The sequence below is a fragment of the Acetobacterium malicum subsp. dehalogenans DSM 11527 genome (assembly GCF_000472665.1).
Classification (GTDB): domain Bacteria; phylum Bacillota; class Clostridia; order Eubacteriales; family Eubacteriaceae; genus Acetobacterium; species Acetobacterium malicum.
This window is the reverse complement of record NZ_KI421448.1, coordinates 156,778-176,362: the sequence shown is the minus strand read 5'-3', so window position 1 is coordinate 176,362 and position 19,585 is coordinate 156,778. Positions and strand designations below refer to the sequence as shown.

The 19,585-nt window shown below is 43.6% G+C and carries 21 protein-coding genes; 10 read left to right on the top strand and 11 right to left on the bottom strand.

Annotated elements, in window-relative coordinates:
* Nucleotides 1–2 precede the first annotated feature (2 nt).
* The 6 genes from A3KS_RS0118020 (at nt 3) to A3KS_RS0117995 (ending at nt 7,740) form a co-directional block, all read left to right on the top strand.
* The gene (locus A3KS_RS0118020; protein WP_026396078.1) at nt 3–1,742 is read left to right on the top strand and encodes an ABC transporter ATP-binding protein; all 1,740 of its coding nucleotides are present in this window, start codon (nt 3–5) and stop codon (nt 1,740–1,742) included.
* The gene (locus A3KS_RS0118015) at nt 1,739–3,511 is read left to right on the top strand and encodes an ABC transporter ATP-binding protein (RefSeq protein WP_026396077.1); all 1,773 of its coding nucleotides are present in this window, start codon (nt 1,739–1,741) and stop codon (nt 3,509–3,511) included. Before A3KS_RS0118020 ends, A3KS_RS0118015 begins: the two co-directional genes overlap by 4 nt.
* A gap of 16 nt (nt 3,512–3,527) precedes the next feature.
* Entirely contained in the window at nt 3,528–4,451 is a 924-nt protein-coding gene (locus A3KS_RS0118010) for an ATP-grasp domain-containing protein (RefSeq protein WP_026396076.1), read from the top strand.
* The gene (locus A3KS_RS0118005) at nt 4,445–5,362 is read left to right on the top strand and encodes an ATP-grasp domain-containing protein (RefSeq protein ID WP_026396075.1); all 918 of its coding nucleotides are present in this window, start codon (nt 4,445–4,447) and stop codon (nt 5,360–5,362) included. Before A3KS_RS0118010 ends, A3KS_RS0118005 begins: the two co-directional genes overlap by 7 nt.
* Nucleotides 5,363–5,485: 123 nt before the next feature.
* A complete protein-coding gene (locus tag A3KS_RS0118000) occupies nt 5,486–7,153 on the top strand; it encodes a metallophosphoesterase (RefSeq protein WP_051355986.1) in 1,668 nt (555 codons plus the stop codon).
* Nucleotides 7,154–7,263: 110 nt separating this feature from the next.
* Nucleotides 7,264–7,740: a DNA-deoxyinosine glycosylase gene (locus A3KS_RS0117995; protein WP_026396073.1), complete on the top strand. Its 477-nt coding sequence runs from the start codon at nt 7,264–7,266 to the stop codon at nt 7,738–7,740.
* A gap of 29 nt (nt 7,741–7,769) precedes the next feature.
* Here A3KS_RS0117995 and A3KS_RS22935 read toward each other — a convergent pair whose 3' ends face one another.
* From A3KS_RS22935 to A3KS_RS21935, 4 genes are all read right to left on the bottom strand, one after another.
* Nucleotides 7,770–8,933 (bottom strand): GGDEF domain-containing protein, encoded by a 1,164-nt coding sequence (locus A3KS_RS22935; RefSeq protein WP_026396072.1) that lies wholly within the window; start codon nt 8,931–8,933, stop codon nt 7,770–7,772.
* A 911-nt stretch (nt 8,934–9,844) separates the two neighbouring features.
* Nucleotides 9,845–10,114, bottom strand: coding sequence for a hypothetical protein (locus tag A3KS_RS0117980; protein WP_026396071.1), 270 nt, complete (start codon nt 10,112–10,114; stop codon nt 9,845–9,847).
* Nucleotides 10,111–10,380, bottom strand: coding sequence for a hypothetical protein (locus A3KS_RS0117975; RefSeq protein ID WP_026396070.1), 270 nt, complete (start codon nt 10,378–10,380; stop codon nt 10,111–10,113). Before A3KS_RS0117975 ends, A3KS_RS0117980 begins: the two co-directional genes overlap by 4 nt.
* A gap of 50 nt (nt 10,381–10,430) precedes the next feature.
* Nucleotides 10,431–10,844 (bottom strand): hypothetical protein, encoded by a 414-nt coding sequence (locus A3KS_RS21935; protein ID WP_051355985.1) that lies wholly within the window; start codon nt 10,842–10,844, stop codon nt 10,431–10,433.
* A gap of 159 nt (nt 10,845–11,003) precedes the next feature.
* Here A3KS_RS21935 and A3KS_RS0117965 point away from each other — a divergent pair, with 159 nt between their 5' ends.
* The 4 genes from A3KS_RS0117965 (at nt 11,004) to A3KS_RS23670 (ending at nt 12,258) form a co-directional block, all read left to right on the top strand.
* A complete protein-coding gene (locus tag A3KS_RS0117965; RefSeq protein WP_026396069.1) occupies nt 11,004–11,216 on the top strand; it encodes a helix-turn-helix domain-containing protein in 213 nt (70 codons plus the stop codon).
* Nucleotides 11,217–11,472: 256 nt separating this feature from the next.
* Nucleotides 11,473–11,646 carry a type II toxin-antitoxin system HicA family toxin gene (locus A3KS_RS21930; protein ID WP_035356725.1) on the top strand — a complete coding sequence of 58 codons (174 nt, stop codon included), beginning with the start codon at nt 11,473–11,475 and terminating at the stop codon, nt 11,644–11,646.
* A gap of 44 nt (nt 11,647–11,690) precedes the next feature.
* Nucleotides 11,691–12,086, top strand: a complete 396-nt coding sequence (locus tag A3KS_RS0117955; RefSeq protein WP_026396068.1) for a type II toxin-antitoxin system HicB family antitoxin — start codon at nt 11,691–11,693, stop codon at nt 12,084–12,086.
* Between the two features lie 4 nt (nt 12,087–12,090).
* Nucleotides 12,091–12,258 (top strand): hypothetical protein, encoded by a 168-nt coding sequence (locus A3KS_RS23670; protein WP_156913358.1) that lies wholly within the window; start codon nt 12,091–12,093, stop codon nt 12,256–12,258.
* 1,048 nt (nt 12,259–13,306) lie between these two features.
* On the opposite strand, the gene A3KS_RS22930 is transcribed toward A3KS_RS23670, so the two are convergent.
* The 7 genes from A3KS_RS22930 to A3KS_RS0117915 all read right to left on the bottom strand — a co-directional run bounded on the left by A3KS_RS22930 (nt 13,307) and on the right by A3KS_RS0117915 (nt 19,455).
* The gene (locus tag A3KS_RS22930) at nt 13,307–14,113 is read right to left on the bottom strand and encodes a sigma-70 family RNA polymerase sigma factor (protein WP_026396067.1); all 807 of its coding nucleotides are present in this window, start codon (nt 14,111–14,113) and stop codon (nt 13,307–13,309) included.
* 774 nt (nt 14,114–14,887) lie between these two features.
* A complete protein-coding gene (locus A3KS_RS0117940; protein WP_026396066.1) occupies nt 14,888–15,304 on the bottom strand; it encodes a hypothetical protein in 417 nt (138 codons plus the stop codon).
* 41 nt (nt 15,305–15,345) lie between these two features.
* Complete coding sequence (locus A3KS_RS22925; RefSeq protein ID WP_026396065.1) at nt 15,346–15,975, bottom strand: hypothetical protein; 630 nt, start codon at nt 15,973–15,975, stop codon at nt 15,346–15,348.
* Nucleotides 15,968–16,228, bottom strand: coding sequence for a hypothetical protein (locus A3KS_RS0117930; protein WP_026396064.1), 261 nt, complete (start codon nt 16,226–16,228; stop codon nt 15,968–15,970). Before A3KS_RS0117930 ends, A3KS_RS22925 begins: the two co-directional genes overlap by 8 nt.
* Nucleotides 16,229–16,523: 295 nt before the next feature.
* Nucleotides 16,524–18,959, bottom strand: a complete 2,436-nt coding sequence (locus tag A3KS_RS0117925) for a virulence-associated E family protein (RefSeq protein WP_026396063.1) — start codon at nt 18,957–18,959, stop codon at nt 16,524–16,526.
* On the bottom strand, nt 18,956–19,243 hold the full coding sequence (locus tag A3KS_RS21915; RefSeq protein WP_051355984.1) for a helix-turn-helix domain-containing protein: 288 nt from the start codon (nt 19,241–19,243) through the stop codon (nt 18,956–18,958). Before A3KS_RS21915 ends, A3KS_RS0117925 begins: the two co-directional genes overlap by 4 nt.
* Nucleotides 19,240–19,455, bottom strand: a complete 216-nt coding sequence (locus tag A3KS_RS0117915; protein ID WP_035356723.1) for a helix-turn-helix transcriptional regulator — start codon at nt 19,453–19,455, stop codon at nt 19,240–19,242. Before A3KS_RS0117915 ends, A3KS_RS21915 begins: the two co-directional genes overlap by 4 nt.
* Between the last annotated feature and the right edge of the window lie 130 nt (nt 19,456–19,585).

The window sequence follows — 19,585 nt, the reverse complement described above, 5'->3', positions numbered from 1 at the left end:
CGATGGTCAGTTTACTTATCCGGTACTTAAAAGATTACCGGCTCCAGATGATTCTGGTATTTGTATTTGTCCTCAGCCAGGCAGCAGCCCAGCTTTATCTGCCCACGATGATGGGGGATATTATTGAAAATGGGGTCGCCCAGGGAGATACCCCCTATATCCTAAAAAGTGGCGCGATGATGCTGGGGGTTTCGCTAGTGGCGGCAGTCTGTATGGTAGCTTCGAGTTACTATTCGGCCTATGTCACCGCTTCCTTTACCAGTCGGATCCGGGCCGATGTCTTTGACAAAGTAAAAGATTTTTCTCAGACTGATTTTAATCAATTTGGGGCAGCTACCCTACTGACCCGCTCCACCACCGATGCCACTCAGATGCAGATTGTGGTCATCAATGGCTTACGGTCACTGCTACTGGTTCCGATCACGGGAGTTGGCGCTTTGGTGATGGCGTTTCGCGAAAACGTCACCCTGACGTTGTTGTTGTTGGGGTCTTTTCTGATTACGACGATTATCATCGGCTTGACCACTGCCAGAAGTATGCCCTTATTTAAGGTGATGCAGCAAAAAGTCGATCGGCTGAACCTGCTGATGAAAGAAAAACTCACTGGGGTACGGGCGATCCGGGCTTTTAACCGGCAGGATTATGAAACCGAGAAATTTGGCAAGGCCAACCAGGAAGGCATGCAAGCCGCCGTCAAAGCAAACTATGCAGTAGCTTTTTTTGCGCCGTTGATGCAGTTGATGATGAATCTGACGATGGTGATTATTCTGTGGTTAGGGGCCGAAGAAGTTCAACAGCAAATCGTCAGCCTGGGCGGTCTGATGGTCTTTATCCAATATGTATTGATGTTTATGTCAGCCCTGGGCCTGGTTTCGGCCTTATTAATGGCCTATCCCCAGGCGGCGGTTTCGGCTGCCCGGGTTAAAGAGGTGCTGGACTGTGAATTCTCGATTCAGGATCAGGAAAACCCTGCTACTCTGGAAAACATTACCGGACGAATTGAGTTTAAAGATGTCTCTTTTGGTTATACTGGTGCCGAAATCAATGTTCTGGACCGCTTGAATTTTGTTGCCGAGCCGGGAAAAATCACCGCCATTGTTGGTGCCACCGGCTCCGGGAAAACAACCCTGGTCAATTTGATTTTGCGACTTTATGAGGTTAGTGCTGGTGCCGTTGTCATTGATGGCATTGACATCCGGGATTGCACCCAGCATGATTTAAGAAGTATCATCGCCTACGTGCCCCAGGAATCGGTGTTATTCAGCGGCACGGTACTGGAAAATATCCGGGTCGGGAATGATCAGGCGACTGAAGCAGAAGTAACTGAAGCCCTGGCGATTGCCCAGGCTCTTGACTTTGTCAATGAACGGGAAGGGCAACTTAGTAGCACCATTTCCCAGGGCGGTAAGGATCTTTCTGGGGGCCAGCGTCAGCGTCTTTCGATCGCTCGAGCGGCGGTCAAAAAAGCGCCGATCACGATCTTTGACGATTGCTTTTCAGCCTTGGATTTTAAAACTGACTCGCTGGTTCGAAAAGCCATTCGCGAAAAATTTGGGGATAAAACGGTGTTAATTGTCGCCCAGCGGATCAGCACCATTAAACATGCCGATCGCATTCTAGTGCTCGACAATGGTGCCATTGTCGGCCAGGGTAAACACGAGGAATTGATCGAAGATTGCCGGGTTTATCAGGAAATTCTGAAATCCCAATCCTATAGCGATGGGAAGGAGGAATCACTGTGAAAGCAAAAAAAAGAAAATACAGCTTTGGTGCCATCGGTAAGCGGCTGAGTCATTATTTAAAGGATAAAAAACATGTTATCTTTTTTGTGGCCCTGGCTTTGATTGCCAGTACCATTTTTGCGATTTTTGCGCCGGTTGTGACCAAGGATGTGACCGATAGTATTGCCGACAGTATTTCAAAAAATACGGATATTGATATTTCCTATATTGGACAGCAACTGATTATCCTGGCTGCGCTTTATATCTTAAGCGCCGGGTTTGCCTATTACGCCACCATGCGCACCACCTATCTGTCGCAACTGGCGATTAAGCGACTGCGGGCAGATATTCAGGAAAAACTGAATAAATTGACGCTGAATGTGTTGGATCAGAGTGAACGCGGCGATCTCCTTTCCCGGGTCACCAATGATGCCACCACCCTTTCCGGAGCGCTGGAAAGCAATCTGACCCAGATCCTGGTTCAGGCCACCAGTATTATCGGGATTATTGTGATGATGCTGGTGTTAAATGTTCAATTGAGCCTGATCTTCTTTATTGCCATTCCGTTGTCTTATTTCGTGATGAAACTGATTACCAAAAAGACCCAGGTGCTGTTCAGAAGACAGCAACAGGAACTGGGGGCCTTAAATGGACTGATTGAAGAAGTCTATGATGGCCACTTAATTGTGAAGTCTTTTAATCATGAAGCAAAATCAGCACAAAAATTTGATGATATCAATCAGCGGTTTTTTAAATCTTATCTAAGTTCGCGGTTTTATTCGGGACTCAGTGCACCGCTGATGAAGTTGATCAATAACCTGGCCTATATCGGCATCTGTGTGGTGGGGGGGATTTTTGTCATTACCGGGACCCTGACCATCGGGGGAATTCAGGCATTTCTGATCTATGCCAATAATATTGCCAGCCCCACCGCCCTGATTTCCAATAATTTGAACTTTATCCAGTCCGGTGCGGCAGCAGCGGAACGAATTTTTGAATTTCTGGATCGGGAAGAGGAACAGGCAGATGTCGGTACCGCAGTTCTGGATGTTGCCAATGCTAAAGGCAGCATTGAATTTAATAACGTTGAGTTCGGCTATATTCCCGAACGGACCTTATTCCATGATGTGTCCCTAAAAGCCGAACCGGGAGAAATCCTGGCAGTGGTAGGACCCAGTGGCGCTGGCAAGACAACCCTGGTCAATCTGCTGATGCGCTTTTATGAAATCAATCACGGCAATATCTTACTGGAAGGCTTGGATGTCAAAGAGCTGACCCGACACAACTTGAGATCTGCCTTTGGCATGGTGCTTCAGGATACCTGGCTTTTTGATGGCACCATTGAAGAAAATATTGCTTATGGCAAAAGCGGGGCAACCCGGGAAGATGTTATCGCGGCGGCCAAAAAAGCCCAGTGCGACGAATTTATCAAAAAACTGCCCCTGGGCTATGAGACCCGGATCGGTGGCGATTTTACCACCCTGTCCGAGGGGGAATGTCAGCTTCTGGCCATTGCCCGAACGATTATTGCCGATCCCAAGGTATTAATACTGGATGAGGCAACCTCGTCGGTGGATACCCGAACCGAAATTTTGATCACCCAGGCGATGGAGGCGATGATGAAAGGACGAACCACCTTTATTATTGCCCATCGGCTCTTTACCATTAAAAATGCCGATAAGATTATTTTTATGATGGAAGGTGACATTAAAGAGGTCGGCAGTCACGCCGAGCTGATGAAGCTGGGTGGTTTATACGCCAATTTATATTTAAGTGCATCAGATAATTAAAATTCAGGAGGTTAAAATGAAAGGTTGGTTATTAAGAAATCCCGGAAAAATGGAAGATCCTTCGATTGTGAAAATTATGAAGGTGGTGGAAGAGCTCCATGTCGATCTGATGGTGGTTGATCCGCTGCAGATCCATGTGGTCTGTGACCATGACTTTGACGGAAAACTTTATGTGGGCGACGAAATTATGGAGGTGCCGGATTATGTGGTGGCAGCCTTCTTTACGGAAAAAAACTACCATACCTCGGCGGCGCTGCGAATGCTGGAATCATTGGGCGTGTTGTGCATCAATTCATATGATGCCATCAAAAATGTGGACGACAAGCTGTTGACCTTTCAGTTGGTGGCCGAGTCGATTGAAGCGGTTTGCTTTCCTAAAACCCTGCTCGTCACCGAGTATACCGAAGCATCCTTTGTCAGCAAACTGTTTGACTACCCCGTGGTGATGAAGGTCATGCATGGTAGCAAAGGTAAGGGGGTGGTGCTGGTTAATAATGAAAAAGAACTGGATAACCTGATCAGTATGAGTACCGCCAGTGAAATCGGCGATGAAATTATTATTCAGGAGTGTATCAAAGCATCTTCTGGTCGCGATCTGCGGATGATTCTGGCCAATGGAAAGTTTGTCAAATCATTTATCCGTCAGAATGAAAAGAGCTTTCGTTCCAATCTGGCCAAGGGCGGTCATATCGTCGAATATACCCCACCGGCATCGGTGATTGAGGCCGCTGAAAAGGTGGCCCAGCTGCTTAAAATCAATATGGGCAGCGTCGATTTTCTGTTTGGTGAAAATGATACCTTCTATTTATGTGAAGCCAATGCGATGCCGGGAGTGGCCTTTGACATCAAAGTGATGTTTGCGGATTTAATGAAACAGGTCAAGGACCGACCGGAACCGCTCTGGAAAAAACGATTGAGAGAAGGTGGCCAAACATGCTAGGCTGGCTATTAGTTAATCATGAAACTCTGGCAGAACCGTCGATCCAGACGATTATTGCGCTGATTGAAAAGATGGGTGTCAACATCCGAACCGTGGACGTCAGTGAGGTCCAGGTGATGTGTGAACCGGGCGACAGCCAGCATTGTTTTATCGGTGGTGAAGCGGTAGAGGTGCCGGACTTTTCGCTGTCAGCCTTTTTCGGCGGTAACAACTATCATAGCAAGGCCGTTGTCAAAATGCTGGAATCCCTGGATGTGCTTTGTGTCAATAGTTCTGAAAGTCTGAACAACACTGCCGACAAACTGTTGACCTTTCAAAAACTGGGAGCCGCCAAGCAGGGCTTTTTATTCCCTAAAACGGTGCTGATGACCCCAAAAACAAAACCTTCTTTTATTGCCAGTGAACTGGGGCTGCCCTGTGTGGTCAAGGTGATGCACGGCAGTAAGGGCAAAGGCGTGGTCCAGATCAAAACCGAAAAAGAACTGGAGAATATTCTGGATATTTATGCCGCCATGAATTTTGATGACCATATCCTGATTCAGGAGTGTATCGCCGCCTCGAAAGGCCGGGATATGCGGATTATGCTAAGCGGTGGAAAATTTTCAACCGCTTATATCCGCGACAATGGCGACAACTTTAAATCCAACCTTTCTCAGGGCGGCGATCTACAGTTTATTACGCCACCGGATGCGGTGGTGGAAATTGCCGAACAAGCTGCCGCGGTGCTGGATATCTACTTTGGCAGTATCGATTTTCTGTTTGGCGAAAACGACACTTATTATATCTGCGAAGCCAATTCGATGACCGGATTGACCTATTCCAAGGATGCCCTCAGTAACAGCCAGAGCAATCCGCTGTTGCTGACGCTAAAAAATATTATGGCAGAGGCTCAGAAACGAAAGCAAAAATAATGTGGAAATAACTGGAAACAGTCAGTGCACCCCTGGGTTAGTTCTGACTGTTTTTTAAAATGATAAGATTGGCAGTATTGTCGAAGATCGCGTCCTAAAATAAATTATCGAGGAGTTATGATTATGAAAACCACGAAATATTTCAGCCTTGCCTGTTTAAAGATGGCCAGTTCGATTCTGGGAGCCTATACATCAATCCAGGATGGCTCAAAAGAGATGACCATCGAGTCTAATGTATTAATGTCTGATGAGCTGGATAACCCGCCAGTAAATGACAAGATTCAAACTATTGTGCTTAAATTCAGTGAGGAGCTGGAGCCGGCTACCATCACTGAGGCGGTGAAGCTGTATCGCATTGATAGCGCCGGAGATCCGGTCGAAGAAGCCTGTGCGGTAAAAATTGATCTCAATGATCCAAAATCCATCCGTATCAATAACAAGGACATCACCCGATTTGCCCAGGGGCAAGAATACAAACTTATCATCAAAAGCACCTTATCCTCAAAAAACAAAGCATCGCTGGGGTGTGACTATGTCGGCTATTTTGCCACGAATATTGACTTTGATTTATCTGGCAACCCGGAATTGAACGAAGAACGAACCCAAATTATTGTAGCCAGCGATTTTCATCTGGGCGTCGATTCGGCTTTTGCCGAGCTGGAAAAAAACAAACAGGCACTGGTTGACTTCCTGGCTCAGGTCAAAAAGTCACCCAATGTCAAAGAACTGGTCATCGGTGGCGACTTGCTGGATGAATGGTTTTTGCCGATGGATTATCAGATGCCGGATTCCAAAGCAGCGTTCTTTGATCAGGTGGCGGCCAATAATCAGGCCATCATCGACGGCTTTAATGCCATTATCAAAGCTGGGGAAATCAAGGTAACCTATGTTCCCGGGAACCATGATTTATTGCTGACTGAGGCCGATGTGGCCCGGATTTTTCCGGGCATCAGTCAGGCCAGAGCAGAACTGCAGGGGCTGGGCACCTATGTCACTGGTCCCAATTCAGAAATTGTCATTGAGCATGGCCACAAGTACAATTTTTTCTGTACCCCCGATCCGATTTCAAACCGGGCGATCACCAACGATGAGACCACTATTTTACCACCGGGTTATTTCTTTACCCGCATTGCCACCACCTGCGTGATTGAGGGACACCCCCAGTCGGATAATGTCTTCCCGGAAATGATACCCAACAAAGAAGACCCCAGTCAATTTAACGCCTATTTATATTATCAAACCTGGAAAGCCATTTTATCGGTATTGCCGGTCAAGGAAAGCTTTGATGACAAGGTTTTAAAAACCAATATTGATGGATTTACCGAGAATTATTCCATTAATGACTGTATCCCTCAACAAGACAAAGAAACCGGTCTCATCAGTGCGACCCTATACCACAATATCCAGGATACCTGGGAGGAGCGTCAGACCATCAACGGCGTAACCGTTAAAATCCCCGTCAGCGAAGCGATCACCCGGGCGGCAGTGCCGGCTTTTACCGATTGTCAGGCGCAAACGCAGTTTTTTGATCTGGATGTTTCCAAACGGATTGTTATTTTTGGTCATACCCATGTGGCGGATGTCATTGCCATGACCAATCGCGACAGTCAAAAAACCATTTACGCCAACAGTGGAACCTGGATTGACAATGCCCAGGGTTACCCCACCCGAACCTTTGTGGTGATCACCCCTCCCAAAGCTGGTGCGGCCATTGAAACCGTTAATCTGTATCAATATTCACCGGATCAGACCATTACCCAATGGACGGAGGCTCAGGCAATTCGGATTTAAGGAGCTGAAAAATCAAAACACCCGTGAATCTTGCTGAGGCAAAATTCACGGGTGTTTTAAGATTAAATCTTTATGATATTAGATGAGAAACGAAGGGAGAAAAAACGTCGATGATCCATACATTTGAACCAGTATATGATGAGAAATCAAAAATTCTGATCCTGGGGACATTCCCGTCGGTAAAATCCAGAGCAAGCGGTTTTTACTATCAGCATCCTCAAAATAGATTCTGGAAAGTCATCAGTGCCCTGGCAGGCTGGCCAACTCCTGGTACTATTGAAGAACAAAAGACGATGCTGTCAGAAAATCATATCGCGGTCTGGGATGTTATCTATTCCTGTGATATCAATGGCTCAAGCGACAGTTCCATTAAAAATGTGGTGCCGAATGATATCCGGGCATTATTGAATAAGTCCGCTATCAAAACCATTTATGCCAATGGCGGTAAGGCATATGAATTGTATAATCGCTATTGTTATCAGGAAACCAACAAGGAAATCATAAAATTGCCATCTACCAGTCCTGCCAATGCCAGCTGTTCGTTGGAAAAACTGGTAGCACACTGGGGCGAAGAAATACGTTTATAAATCTGACTGGTGGGCTCATTACAGGCAGTTTATTCCTGATAAAGTTTTATTTGGTTGCGGCCGTTTTCCTTGGCCTGATACAAGGCCTGATCAGCCTTTAAGATGAAACTTTCAAGGCTGTCGACGGGATCGCTGTTCTTTTCTAAAGGGGGGTGGTCAGTTGCGTGGATAACATAGCCGATGCTGACAGTGACAACCCCAAAAGCAGAGGCGTCATGCCTGATTTGCATAGCTTCGATTGATGCGCGAATGTCCTCAACCAGGGTTGCGGTATCAGTCAGATCGTCGCGTATGACAATAGTGACAAATTCCTCGCCACCGTACCGGGTAGTCAGTCCTTCAAATGGATAGTGCGGCAGACACTGGGCAACCTGGATCAGACATTGATCCCCCTGTAAATGGCCGTAGGTGTCATTATAGTTCTTAAAATAATCAATATCGACCATCAGCAGCGCGAATGGGGCATCAGGATGATTCAGATAATAGCTTTCCAGCTTGCGACGGTTGGGAATCCGGGTCAGTCCATCCAGATCGATGAGATATTCCAGTTCTTTTTTCTGATCAAGGATTGTCTGGGTACTGGAGAGCTGCTTTAATTTTGATATTAATATTGTCTGGGCAATCACAACGGCGAAAGCCGTGCTGGCAATCACATTGATAAAATTACCCTGTGTCATCAGGATCGAACTGGGGGCAAAAATAATGGAAATGACAAGAACCAGAAAACTAGGGGCGATAATACCTATCATTTCCAGTAGTGAGAGGTATAAAAAACTGCCGATTAGCAATACATTAATGAGATAGAGAAAGGTGGAACCCTGTTCCACGGATAACACGGCCGTAATCAAACTGGCAAAGAGCAGACAGAGGCCAGTGGCACCATAGAAAAAAATAAACTGTCTTTTCTTCACAGTGTCGGGAAAATGAGGGCTACCAACCCCGGAGATGTAAATAATACTGGCCAGAATCCAGGCGATTCGTAATGTGGCCTCGATGGTGGTTAGTCCTTCAAAGCCATCTTTCAAAAAATATAACACAAGTAAAAGCAGATTAACCGCTGAGCCGATCACCCCAATAATCTTTAAACGCTTGATATTATCGCACATCAGGGTTTTTCGCAAGATTGCGGTTTGCGCTTTATCATAAGCAGAATAGGGATTGAGTGATTGAATAACCGAATGCAGAGATTTCATTGGACTCCTTCATGTGAACAACATCTTTTTAATGTTCATTTTAGCAGAAATCGTTGATGATTAGAAATGAAATATGTGCAATGACTGAATATTTTACACTCACAATGGAAATAAATACGAATTATGAACGGAAAGATCAGGTATATAAAGTGAATAACTTGAAGTTCGCCAAAATATTTCTCATAAGTTCTTAGAGAATCAAAAGACTGACCATGTCCTGGTAACAAAAGCCCGTAAAGCTCAGTAACTTTTGTTATTGGGCTTTAGTTTTTTTAAAAATAAACATCAAATAAGCACCAGACTAGGGGTTTTTGACCTCTCCCAACCAACCCTCAGGCATAAAAAAAAGAGAACCTCAACGGCTCTCTTATGCGTTTTTAATTGGTGGAGATGAGGGGACTCGAACCCCTGGCCTTCTGACTGCCAGTAAGACAAGTGAAAATCAATGAACTTTCATTAACTCAATAAATGCCGATAATATGCGATATTAGCGTTTTACCTTTTAATAAATGATCATGAATAACAACTAAAAAATACACTAAAATTTAAAATAGTCGCCAAACAGTCGCCAACATATGGGTTTTATATTCCCTCTGTAAAGCCATTTATAGGTATAACTATTACAGATAATTTGAAATTAATATTTTAACTCAGGGCTTTATTGCTTTTAGCCCTTTAAAGCCCATTTTAACGGCGTCAATTCTCCACACATAATCATACAAGCTAAACCCCCTGTTATTGTCCAAAATCAGCTCCTAGGGGCATAAAGAAAGACCACCTGGGGAGGTGGCCTGGATATCATGCGTCCCGGTATATGTAAATTTATATATCAGGCGGCAAAGAACCTGTGCCAGCAGGTTTGGTAGACCCTCGCCGCCTGGGTGGACTCCTCAATTTTGACGAGTCCTTTTTTATTGGAGCTGATCGACCTTATCTCTGATTTTAAAGACCTGCTCCATGAGTAATTCCATGGTTATCGAATATCGGTGGTATTGCCAGAGAAGATCTCTCATAAATTTGGTTTTTTCATTATCCGGCAAATCCCTGGGATCACCGCACATCGGCAGATATTCACAGGTGATATCACTACCCAATAACACGACTTTTTCAACATCATCTTTCAAATGACCAATAAGATCCTGTCGATCTAAGTCACTCATCACTACTTTAACTTCACTCATAGCACGTCACCGCCGGTTAATAGCTTCTCTGCCTGATCAACAAGCTTTTGTGAATCGGCGATATAATCAAAAACAATATCCGCTTTAGTCCGATGTTCATGAAAACCGGCTTCCAGTTTCCATAAATCATCACGGGTGACTGTTCTACCAAAATAGTTTTCTGTCAGATCTTGAATCACACACGCCGCCCGTTCCAACTTCAGGGTTATATCTGTTACCGTTGATTCAAGCTGTCTGTACTGATCCCAGGTTAAAGTTACTTTCATTTTACTTTCTCCTTAAGAAATTATTCTGGAAGAGGTGGTTAAACCTCTTCTTATGCAATCTTTGCGTTGATCCGCAACCCATAATAAAAACCATTACCGCCGACGATTTGTTTCAATGCCCCTCTAAGGGCCGTTCCAAAGTCCATGACCTTTGATAACCATTCAGCAACCGAAGAGGCCAGATATCCAACACAGTAGGAATTGCCGTGGATCGTGGCGACTACTTCAACGGCATCGGCTTCAAAGTATGCGGTGGTGTTTCTTTCAAGACTGATGGTGATTTCGGATGGATCATAATGTTTCATGTGGTCAATGGCTTTTTGACGCTTCCCCTGGGTGACGCCTTTAACAACAAGGGTTTTACCTTTAGCCAGTTCCCAGGCTCTTTTGAATGCCTGGCTTTTGGTTAATCCGGTGGTGGCCAGTTTGTTGGCGGCTCTGACGATTTCTGATAGGTTATACATGGTGGTGGCTCCCTTCAATGTTTCATTAACTCTATAATTAAATTATAAACTTAAAAGTTAAAAATGTCAAGAGTTATTTAACTTTAAAATTAAATATATAAATAAATATTGATTAAATTCACTTTATAGTATAATATTAAATGAAAGGAGGTGTTTTAAATGGGTATGACCGAAAAGATAAAAATCGCAATGCTGAAAAGAAATATGTCACTTAATGATCTTGCTGAAAAAATAGGGCAATCACCACAAAATATAAGTGGGAAGTTTAAACGTGATAACTTCAAAGAAGACGAGCTCAAAGATATCGCCAAGGCTTTGGGTTGCACGGTGAATATTGAATTAATTATGGAGGATACAGGGGAAAAGCTTTAACCAATGCCAGCCGGGCGATATCATGGAATACCTGGAAGAGGAACCAGAGCCCCAATAGGTCGGTCGAAAATTCGGCACATCTTTATGGGCCAGTAAGAAGAGGAACAAACAACAAAGACCTCTTCTTTTTTACTTTCTGGATCGTGTCGTAAATGTCGTAAATGTCATAAACCCATGAAATTAATTAAGCAGCATCAATTAAACCTCTTGACAAATGCGCATTGAATGCGTATAATATAATTAGTGGAGGGGACAGATGAAACGACGAATTTTAATTAAGCTTCTCGAAAAGAACGGATGGTATTTAAAGCGGCATGGTGCGGATCATGACATCTATACCAATGGCACCAATGATGAACCAGTGCCGAGACATCCAGATATCAATGAACGGCTAGCAAAGTTGATCATTAAACGGCGGGGGCTGAAATAAAAGCCCTTGTCAGTCCCGCAACCGATTATCAAGGAGGTAGAACGATGAGAATTGCATATCCCGTTGTTATCTCAAAAACAGATGATGGATATTTTGTTACCATTCCTGATTTTGAGATCAACACACAAGGTGAAGATGTTGCCGATGCCATGTTCATGGCCAGAGATGCCATTGAACTGATGGGTATTACATTTGAGGATGACGGAAAACCGTTACCAAAACCCGGAACGGTAAAAGCAGAAAAAGAGTTTGATGATGATATCATTACGCTGGTTGATGTGGATTTTACAGCATACCGGAAAAAGCTGGATGACCGGGCAGTCAGAAAAAATTGCACGATTCCATATTGGCTGAATGTTGAAGCCGAAAAGAGCAACGTCAATTTCTCCAGGGTGTTACAGGATGCCCTTATGGAAAAGCTGCACGTTTCCAACAGATAAGCCAATGAGCCGATACATGAAGATTTCCGGTATCGTAGAAGTAAATGACAATGTCGATATTTATCAGTTTTGGGACGAGTTCATAGATTTCATTGAGAGTAAAGGTTATTATTACGGTGGTGGATTTAATGAAGTAGATGAAGACGGGGAACTCATAAAAACAACCGATTAACACATAAGCCCGGGCCAGCGCCTAGGCTTTTTTATTTGCTCAAATTTGAGCCCAAAACGACGGACAAAATTGTCCACCGTGGGGTGCTGTTCTAAAATGCACACTATGCACTTTTCAGATATGCATGATCTGCACATCCGGCCTAAGCCTGTAAAGTCAATAATCTTGACAATTCAGCTGTCAATGATTTTGACATCCGGTTTCGCTCCTCAAAATTGCGGAACGAGATATGAGGGATTAATTTAACTTGCTGGTAACTTGCTACCGTCATTCGTGTCGGTGCCAGATCCCCGGCCCCCGAAGGGGTTTCCAACTTAGTAAGACCTTGAAAAGAGGGTATCCCCAACTTACGGATACCTCTCCGTAAAATTGCGGACATCTTCAGGTACGGTATAACCTGTACCAGACCATTTTTTATAATTGGTGTGCCTTAATCCGGGGTACATCGTGTTTAGCTACCTACCGGCAATAACTCCATAGGTACAAACATAAGCACCACCATATAAAAACGGCTGTAAGAGGCTGTCAGAGGGTTATTTTGTGGCAATAACAGTGTGTGCATATCATAACCAAAAATTCCGCCCTGATACCCCTGAACTTTAAGGGCAAGCCGTGGAGTCGGTAAAATATCCGTGTCCTGGTGTAACTACTCAATTTTAAGCACACCCGGTACAGCGGAAAATTCAGCTGTGACATTTGGCGGTCGAATTTTCGACTACCAGATTGGCGCAATTTTACGCTGGTGTTTATTCCAATTGTGGAATTAAGTATTGGTTTCCGTTTTTTCGGTCCCTAATCGCCCCTGGTACTTTCGCTCATTTTTGAACGAAAGTTTGAACTGTCAGATTTTCCGGATAGTTGGTTTCACATTTTTGTCATACAATTTTTTTAAACATTGGAAAAAAGACTTTATCTGATTTTTCAGATAAAGTGACCGCTTGATTTGATGGCAAAAAACTTTCGCAAAGTTCGCATAGTCGGAAGAGGAAACCCAAGCCAATGAATGGCGGTCCATTAACACATAGAAGCAGGTGGGGGGTATACGACCCTATCGAATAGTGATGTAGCCGTTATTAGGATTAACGACCAGCATCTTTTCCATCTGCATTCTTTCCCATACATAATAAGCCGGGTCTTTATATTCAAGCCTTGATAATCTTTCCCGCCCCGTTGACAGGTTATACTCGACCAGGTATTTCCGTTTCAATGCGTGACCGGCACTTGAGCTTCTTATACGCCTGATCCCAGCTCTTACCCATTGATTGGCACAACTGGCATCTGTACCATAAGCATCACCAATCTCTTTAAATGTATGCGGTCGACCTGTCAGGCCGTACTTTAAAATAATGGCGTTTCGGGGCCTGTCATCAAGATTGAAAACACGATTCAACACCTCAAACAGATCTCTGTGAAGTATTTCCTGATCCATGGCACATATCATGTTGTGGAAATCGTTCTGAGCGTCTGGGTCCTCAATCGTTTCCATATAGGTCATGCTTTCCGATCCGGGTAAGTAGCTGTCAGCACTGATCACCCGTGCCATAGCCCCGCTGGTGTCGCTTCTTTTCTCCCAAGGGGTAGAAACCCTCAAACCTCTGGAAATATAACCCATGATCGCCTTGCTGGCATAAGATGAGAATTTAAACCCCATGAAAGGGTCGAAATGCTTCGCCGCTTCCATTAATCCCATATATCCGATCTGTTCAAGATCATCCCGGTCAAGGAAGGATGATTCAAGACTGTTGTAATAAGAATTAACGACCATATTTACCAGACCTTTATTATTGACCACAATATCATTCATGGCTTCCTTATCGCCATCTTGATAGGCTTTTACGAGTTCTTCATTAGTCACGGTTGTACCTCCAAAATGATTATGATATAATCTGAATAACAGTATTCTTTGGAGTCCAACGGAGATGACCGCTTAATTGTCGTATTAGGCGGTTTTTTTATTTGGACTGGTAGAGAATATATCAGTGCACTTACATTTTCCAACATCTGATTTGAGGTTTTATGAGGGTTCTTTTTCAAATATTAGGGCGCAACCTTGAAACCAAAAGTGTGCAACCTTGACATTTCTAAACATTTAGAAGCCTTTTTTAGGGACTCAGATAATGAAGGATACCTTGTCTATACCTTGCCCCTTTTTAGGGACTGACAAATCTGACTATATAATTTCAAATGTTAAGTTTTGTTAGGTTCTTTTCCCTTTTTTAGGGTGTTAGAAATGTTAGGATAACATTAATTCAAAAGCAGTAAAATGTAGTAATCCAAGTAAAACCAAGTATTTGATTTTAAATATCAAGTTTTGACAAGTCTTTGCCCTTTTTAGGGGCGCCGAAAGTGCCGGATACTTTTGCAAAACTTTAGTATTTTTTAGTATAGATAGCTCTTTTTTATGGCGGTAGAAATAGCAGATACTACCTATAACATTTCTAAAGTTTCGGGCTCATATCAACCCCCACAGATCCCGTAATGACTCGGTTATTGATAACTGGCCTTTAGGGCCTCTAAAATCTCCAGATGGTTTCTTTTTTAAGGCCTCAGAAATGGCAGGATGTTGAGTTTTGCTAAGTTATATCTCAGGTGTCTATATAACCTCACCGGGTTAACAAATGTCAACATTTTAACCCTCTTCATCTGGTACCATAAACACCCACGGGTATCTCTTCCACAGAACAATGTGAGCATAAGCCAGCGGATTATTAAACATGTATTTCAGCATAGTATTGTAGGGGATCGGTATAACCGTTTTGCTGCCATCCGGTTTTATCCGGGTTACTTTCCTTACGCACATGGCCCGGATATACTTGAAAACGACCTCTGCAGGTTTCTGATCCTGGTATAGCTTGATCAAATTATTGAAGAGGCACTTTTCATCATAGGGTAATGTTTCAGGATCAATGTGCTCATGAACGCCCGTTTTTAATGCGTTACTATTTCCAGTGGGTGCGCCATGCCCTGCAGCATTCTTATTGCCTGGCGGCGCACCGTGGCCAACAGAGTTTTTATTTCCCAGAGGTGCGCCTCTTCTTTTATCCATGTGATCACCTTTAAGTTGATTGTTTGTTTTTGAAGAAAATATTACTGAACCAGCTTTAAATGTTTTGGGTTGCTTTTTACCAGGGGAGAAGAACGGCCGTTTTTATCAAGAATGAAAGATCTCCCATTCTGATCGGTGTATTTTCTGTGTACCGGTAAATCAATATCCTTTTCCCTGATCCATCGCTCAAGCAATGATTCCCCGGTTTCAAATTGGTTAAAGGCGCTGATAACGCTCATAAGCTTAACCTGATAAAGCATGATATCCATGTTCCAATACTCCCATAACAGCGCCCGGGCATTGTCGGCCGTTTTAAATGGTTCATGTAGGCCACGGGCATTGACGGCTTCCATTGCGGAAAAGTAGTCCTTCATCTGATAACGCTCACCATCATAGGTCTTTTTGATTGGAAAAATGGTCATCAGATCGGCGGGGGTGATGGTCGCCATTACCTCTGTCATTTGACAACTGAGTGTATGTAATCTTTCCAGTTGATCACGAGTGTAGTTGTCGATGTCCACAACTGTAAAATATTTCACGGTATAAAAGATCATTTTCCTGACATTTTCCATTAAGAGGTCCTCGTCTGCGGTACATCTAATAATCCCGTCAAGATAGATCCTTTCATAGTCCAGCGGTGGACGCTTTGTTCCTTTGATTAATTTAAACATTGTTGTCACCCGCTTTTTCACAGTATGTTGAAAAATCTCTACAGGCTTCAAAATATCGGTGTTGTGAAACCGTACTTGCGGCCTTTCTTCTAGAATCCCGGGCAGTAAAAAGCTGTTCCATCAATGCTTCAAACTCAAAGCTTTGTGGCTCAATCCGTTCTAATTTTGCTTCCATACTACGGATTAGGCAGTTCCAATAATACAATTCTTTTTCGGCTTCTTCTAAATTATTAATTGCTTTATTCTGACTCATTCTAACTCCTATATTTTTTTTATAATGGTTCTTCTTAAATATCACTGTTTTCCATTCTGTCTACGAAGGAACCTCGGGAACCTTCTCTCCTATATAGCAATGGCATTAGAGGGATTAGGGGCGGCGCTTTACTCTCCTATTCTCTCTATTCTCTCTATTCTTTCTATATTTATATATTATATATATAATAGTAGACAAGGTAGGTAATAGGCATAGATGGCTTTTTTATACCAAATTAGCGACGACTTTGATAGTAGGCCAAGTCTGTTTTTTAGTAGTCAGCGGTAGCCGCCCTTTATTCTTCCAAGGTAGGCATCTTTTCAATGTGGAAGCCTTTTTGCTTTCCATAGGCATCCCCAAAACGACGTGGTGTTTTATACTTAACCAATCCGTTAATTCCCCGCAAAATGCTGTTAATCTCTATCGAATCCTGTCGTTTCATGTACTTGGGGTCACCACCAAAACATTCGCAGTAAAGCTCTGCGGCGCACACACGGTCTCTTTCGACCAACTCACACCCGCTTTGCATTTGATCATTCGCCAAAAACATTCGTCGCTCATTTAGGTTTAATTTATTCCAGTTCACCGGCACCTTCCGGCTTAGAAACTCAATGATCATACCTTCTTTTGGATTGCTCTCCTTATGATCTTCCTGGGCCATCTTAGACATCGCTTCAACGTCTCCAGACAGATATAAAGACTCCCCAAGCTGCCAGGCCACATAAGCCTCTGCCCATATTTGATCAACCTCACCATCAAGATCCTTGAACACATTCTTTGTTGAAGAGGTTATTCCCAGATCCACCGGCCAGAATCGCCGGTTACCGGTCGGGTCTTTTAAATATTCGCTGTCGTTGGTTGTCCCAAAGAGCACACAGCGCCTTGGATATTTTTTTGTCCGGCGGCCGTAGGGCTCCCGATAAATGTCTTCCGTACGGCTTAAGAACAGCTTAACGGCATTGATTTCGGACCTATTCAGTGCTGATAACTCACCGATCTCCACCAGCAAAAATCCCTGAATTGATTCACAAGCTTCTTTACCTTCAAAGGTCTGTAAGTTGTCTGAATACCAATCACCTTTACCAAGCTTTTGAAAGAAGGTGCTCTTACCAATCCCCTGGGGGCCACCCAGAACAAGCATACAATCAAATTTTGTACCGGGGTACATCGTTCTGGCTACTGCCGCCGCCAGACTTTTTCGTATAACTGCCCGGGTGTAAATATTGTCCTCGGCCCCGAAATAATCAATAAGAAGCGTGTCCAGTCGTTTTACGCCGTCCCACTGTAAACTGGTTAAATAGTCCTTAATCTTATTTTTTCGATTCTTTAAGCAAGCCATTTCAAAACCATGATCAATGAAGTTCCCGCCTTTAATCCCATAATATTTTTCAAGATACCATCTAAGCCCGGAATCATCATCCCATCGACGCGGTGGTTTTATGCAGGTCTCTTTATCATCCCAGGGCATATAATCAGTAATAACCACACAGTTATCCAATTCATCAAAGAAAAATCGATCTTTTACCCGGGGGTCAAATCCTAGAACAACAAGTACATTATCGATTGTTTTAGCACGGTTACCGTATGAATCAACCTGAAGTCTTTTAGAAAATTCATCAATATCAGCATCATCAGCGGTGACGCCAATGTTTACCTCTGAAAAATCTTGTTGCGCCTGTTCATATCGTTCCCGGTTTAATAACTCGACTACCGCTTGATCAGCTGCTGCAAATTGTCGCATCGCCGTAAAACTTGGTAATCTATTTGTTGGTGTCCCGGGGGCCGCCTCGTTGTCGAGATCCCCGAACTTATGCAGCCTAACCAGATCAAAGGCGTTAACCAGCTTCCCGCTGCATGGGTCCGTTGCATGATGTGAGAAAATGAAATTTCCGCCCTCGTAGATGATCGCCCCGCCTGTGGTAGAACCTTCAGTAAATGTGTAACGGTCCGCAAAATCTGTTTGCGTGTACATATCAGGTAAAAAGGTTGCTATCGCTGTTTCCACGTTATATACTTTGCAAAAAGCACCCACAACACCTTTTTTAGTGGTCGGATCTTCCTGTTTTTTCGCTTTTCCTTCCCGGAGTTTTGTTTCACTGGGAACCACTGGCCACTGAGATACATCTTTCCAATCGGCATACAAACCAAGGACACCATCTTTATTGACAAACGGCTTATCCGCAAAATTGAACACATATTGACTGTCAGAGCAGCATGACGGCCAGTACATCAACCTGGACGCTTCAAAAGTTGTTGGGTCACAAAATGCTATTCCTAGAATACTGGCCAGCTTTCGGGCTATTGGCTCATATTCATCAGCCGAACAAGTCTGATCAAGAGGTATTATGATCCTAAGCCTTGGCTTGACTGGCTCATGCTTCCTGGTCGAATACACGGCGTAAGCAAAGGTTTGTGATCCAAGACATTGCAAAATGCCGGTGGTGCCTTCAGAGGGGATGTTATCCATATCCAACGTGATCAGATCACGACCGATAACATTTTCATTCTTGCGCCGATTGTTGGCCAATTGGCCGCCAACAAAGCCCCCAACATCTTTAAGATCATCCTGGACCCCTTTGCTATAACCAAGATATTGTTGCAGGGTTTCCGCGCTTTTGACCGGGTTTCTGATTTTCTCCACAAATTCAGACCAATAGAGCTCCTGGGTGATCCATGTTGTTGCTTTTCTGCTTCCTGCTGTGGATATCTTTAGCTTCTTATCATTGATCATTTAATTAACCCTATGTTTTTTTTATATTCTGTCATCCGATCGGTGCTGATATGGGTAACGGCGGCTGGGGCTTCCTCTTCCGGTGTTTCTTCATGGAAGGGGTTAAGCAGATACGCCAATAGATCATCAAAATTAATCAGGTGTTTACGACCAGCTTTTACGCTCTTGATTTTGCCATCCAATACCAGCCGTCTTATGGCACATTGGGTTAATGCTGTGTGTTCATCCAGGGCCTTTAATTCGGCCGATGCCTCTGGAACTGTTCGCATTTTTGGGATGTTCATTTTTTCACCTCTTTTCTTGATTGGGTGCTATTACAACCAATGCGATTAACGGCCCAATCTTGCAATTTGTCTTTCACAAAAAATAATCTATTTCCTATTTTGACTGTTGGAAAATCCTCTTCTTTTGCAAGCTCATAAAACATTGTTCTTCCGACACCTAAATACGTTTGAGCCGTCTTTGCATCGATTAAGATTTGCTCATCCTTTTTCATAATCTAAATACCTCCCATATTAAAGTTGTTTAAAAAACGTGAATACGCATTATACAATTCGTATTTTTAATATAACACGAATTATAAAGGGTGTCAATACGGTTTATGTTATTCATTTTGTTATTGACTG

What these genes read in the sequence shown, in the direction of transcription:
- A3KS_RS22925 (WP_026396065.1), bottom strand. Translation starts at nt 15,975, where the DNA reads ATGTTTAAATTAATCAAAGGAACAAAGCGTCCACCGCTGGACTATGAA.
- A3KS_RS0118010 (WP_026396076.1), top strand. Translation starts at nt 3,528, where the DNA reads ATGAAAGGTTGGTTATTAAGAAATCCCGGAAAAATGGAAGATCCTTCG.
- A3KS_RS23670 (WP_156913358.1), top strand. Translation starts at nt 12,091, where the DNA reads ATGAGCCGATACATGAAGATTTCCGGTATCGTAGAAGTAAATGACAAT.
- A3KS_RS22935 (WP_026396072.1), bottom strand. Translation starts at nt 8,933, where the DNA reads ATGAAATCTCTGCATTCGGTTATTCAATCACTCAATCCCTATTCTGCT.
- A3KS_RS0117965 (WP_026396069.1), top strand. Translation starts at nt 11,004, where the DNA reads ATGGGTATGACCGAAAAGATAAAAATCGCAATGCTGAAAAGAAATATG.
- A3KS_RS0117955 (WP_026396068.1), top strand. Translation starts at nt 11,691, where the DNA reads ATGAGAATTGCATATCCCGTTGTTATCTCAAAAACAGATGATGGATAT.
- A3KS_RS21915 (WP_051355984.1), bottom strand. Translation starts at nt 19,243, where the DNA reads ATGAACATCCCAAAAATGCGAACAGTTCCAGAGGCATCGGCCGAATTA.
- A3KS_RS21935 (WP_051355985.1), bottom strand. Translation starts at nt 10,844, where the DNA reads ATGTATAACCTATCAGAAATCGTCAGAGCCGCCAACAAACTGGCCACC.
- A3KS_RS21930 (WP_035356725.1), top strand. Translation starts at nt 11,473, where the DNA reads ATGAAACGACGAATTTTAATTAAGCTTCTCGAAAAGAACGGATGGTAT.
- A3KS_RS0117940 (WP_026396066.1), bottom strand. Translation starts at nt 15,304, where the DNA reads ATGGATAAAAGAAGAGGCGCACCTCTGGGAAATAAAAACTCTGTTGGC.
- A3KS_RS0118020 (WP_026396078.1), top strand. Translation starts at nt 3, where the DNA reads ATGGTCAGTTTACTTATCCGGTACTTAAAAGATTACCGGCTCCAGATG.
- A3KS_RS0117975 (WP_026396070.1), bottom strand. Translation starts at nt 10,380, where the DNA reads ATGAAAGTAACTTTAACCTGGGATCAGTACAGACAGCTTGAATCAACG.
- A3KS_RS0118000 (WP_051355986.1), top strand. Translation starts at nt 5,486, where the DNA reads ATGAAAACCACGAAATATTTCAGCCTTGCCTGTTTAAAGATGGCCAGT.
- A3KS_RS0117980 (WP_026396071.1), bottom strand. Translation starts at nt 10,114, where the DNA reads ATGAGTGAAGTTAAAGTAGTGATGAGTGACTTAGATCGACAGGATCTT.
- A3KS_RS0117995 (WP_026396073.1), top strand. Translation starts at nt 7,264, where the DNA reads ATGATCCATACATTTGAACCAGTATATGATGAGAAATCAAAAATTCTG.
- A3KS_RS0117915 (WP_035356723.1), bottom strand. Translation starts at nt 19,455, where the DNA reads ATGAAAAAGGATGAGCAAATCTTAATCGATGCAAAGACGGCTCAAACG.
- A3KS_RS0117930 (WP_026396064.1), bottom strand. Translation starts at nt 16,228, where the DNA reads ATGAGTCAGAATAAAGCAATTAATAATTTAGAAGAAGCCGAAAAAGAA.
- A3KS_RS0117925 (WP_026396063.1), bottom strand. Translation starts at nt 18,959, where the DNA reads ATGATCAATGATAAGAAGCTAAAGATATCCACAGCAGGAAGCAGAAAA.
- A3KS_RS0118005 (WP_026396075.1), top strand. Translation starts at nt 4,445, where the DNA reads ATGCTAGGCTGGCTATTAGTTAATCATGAAACTCTGGCAGAACCGTCG.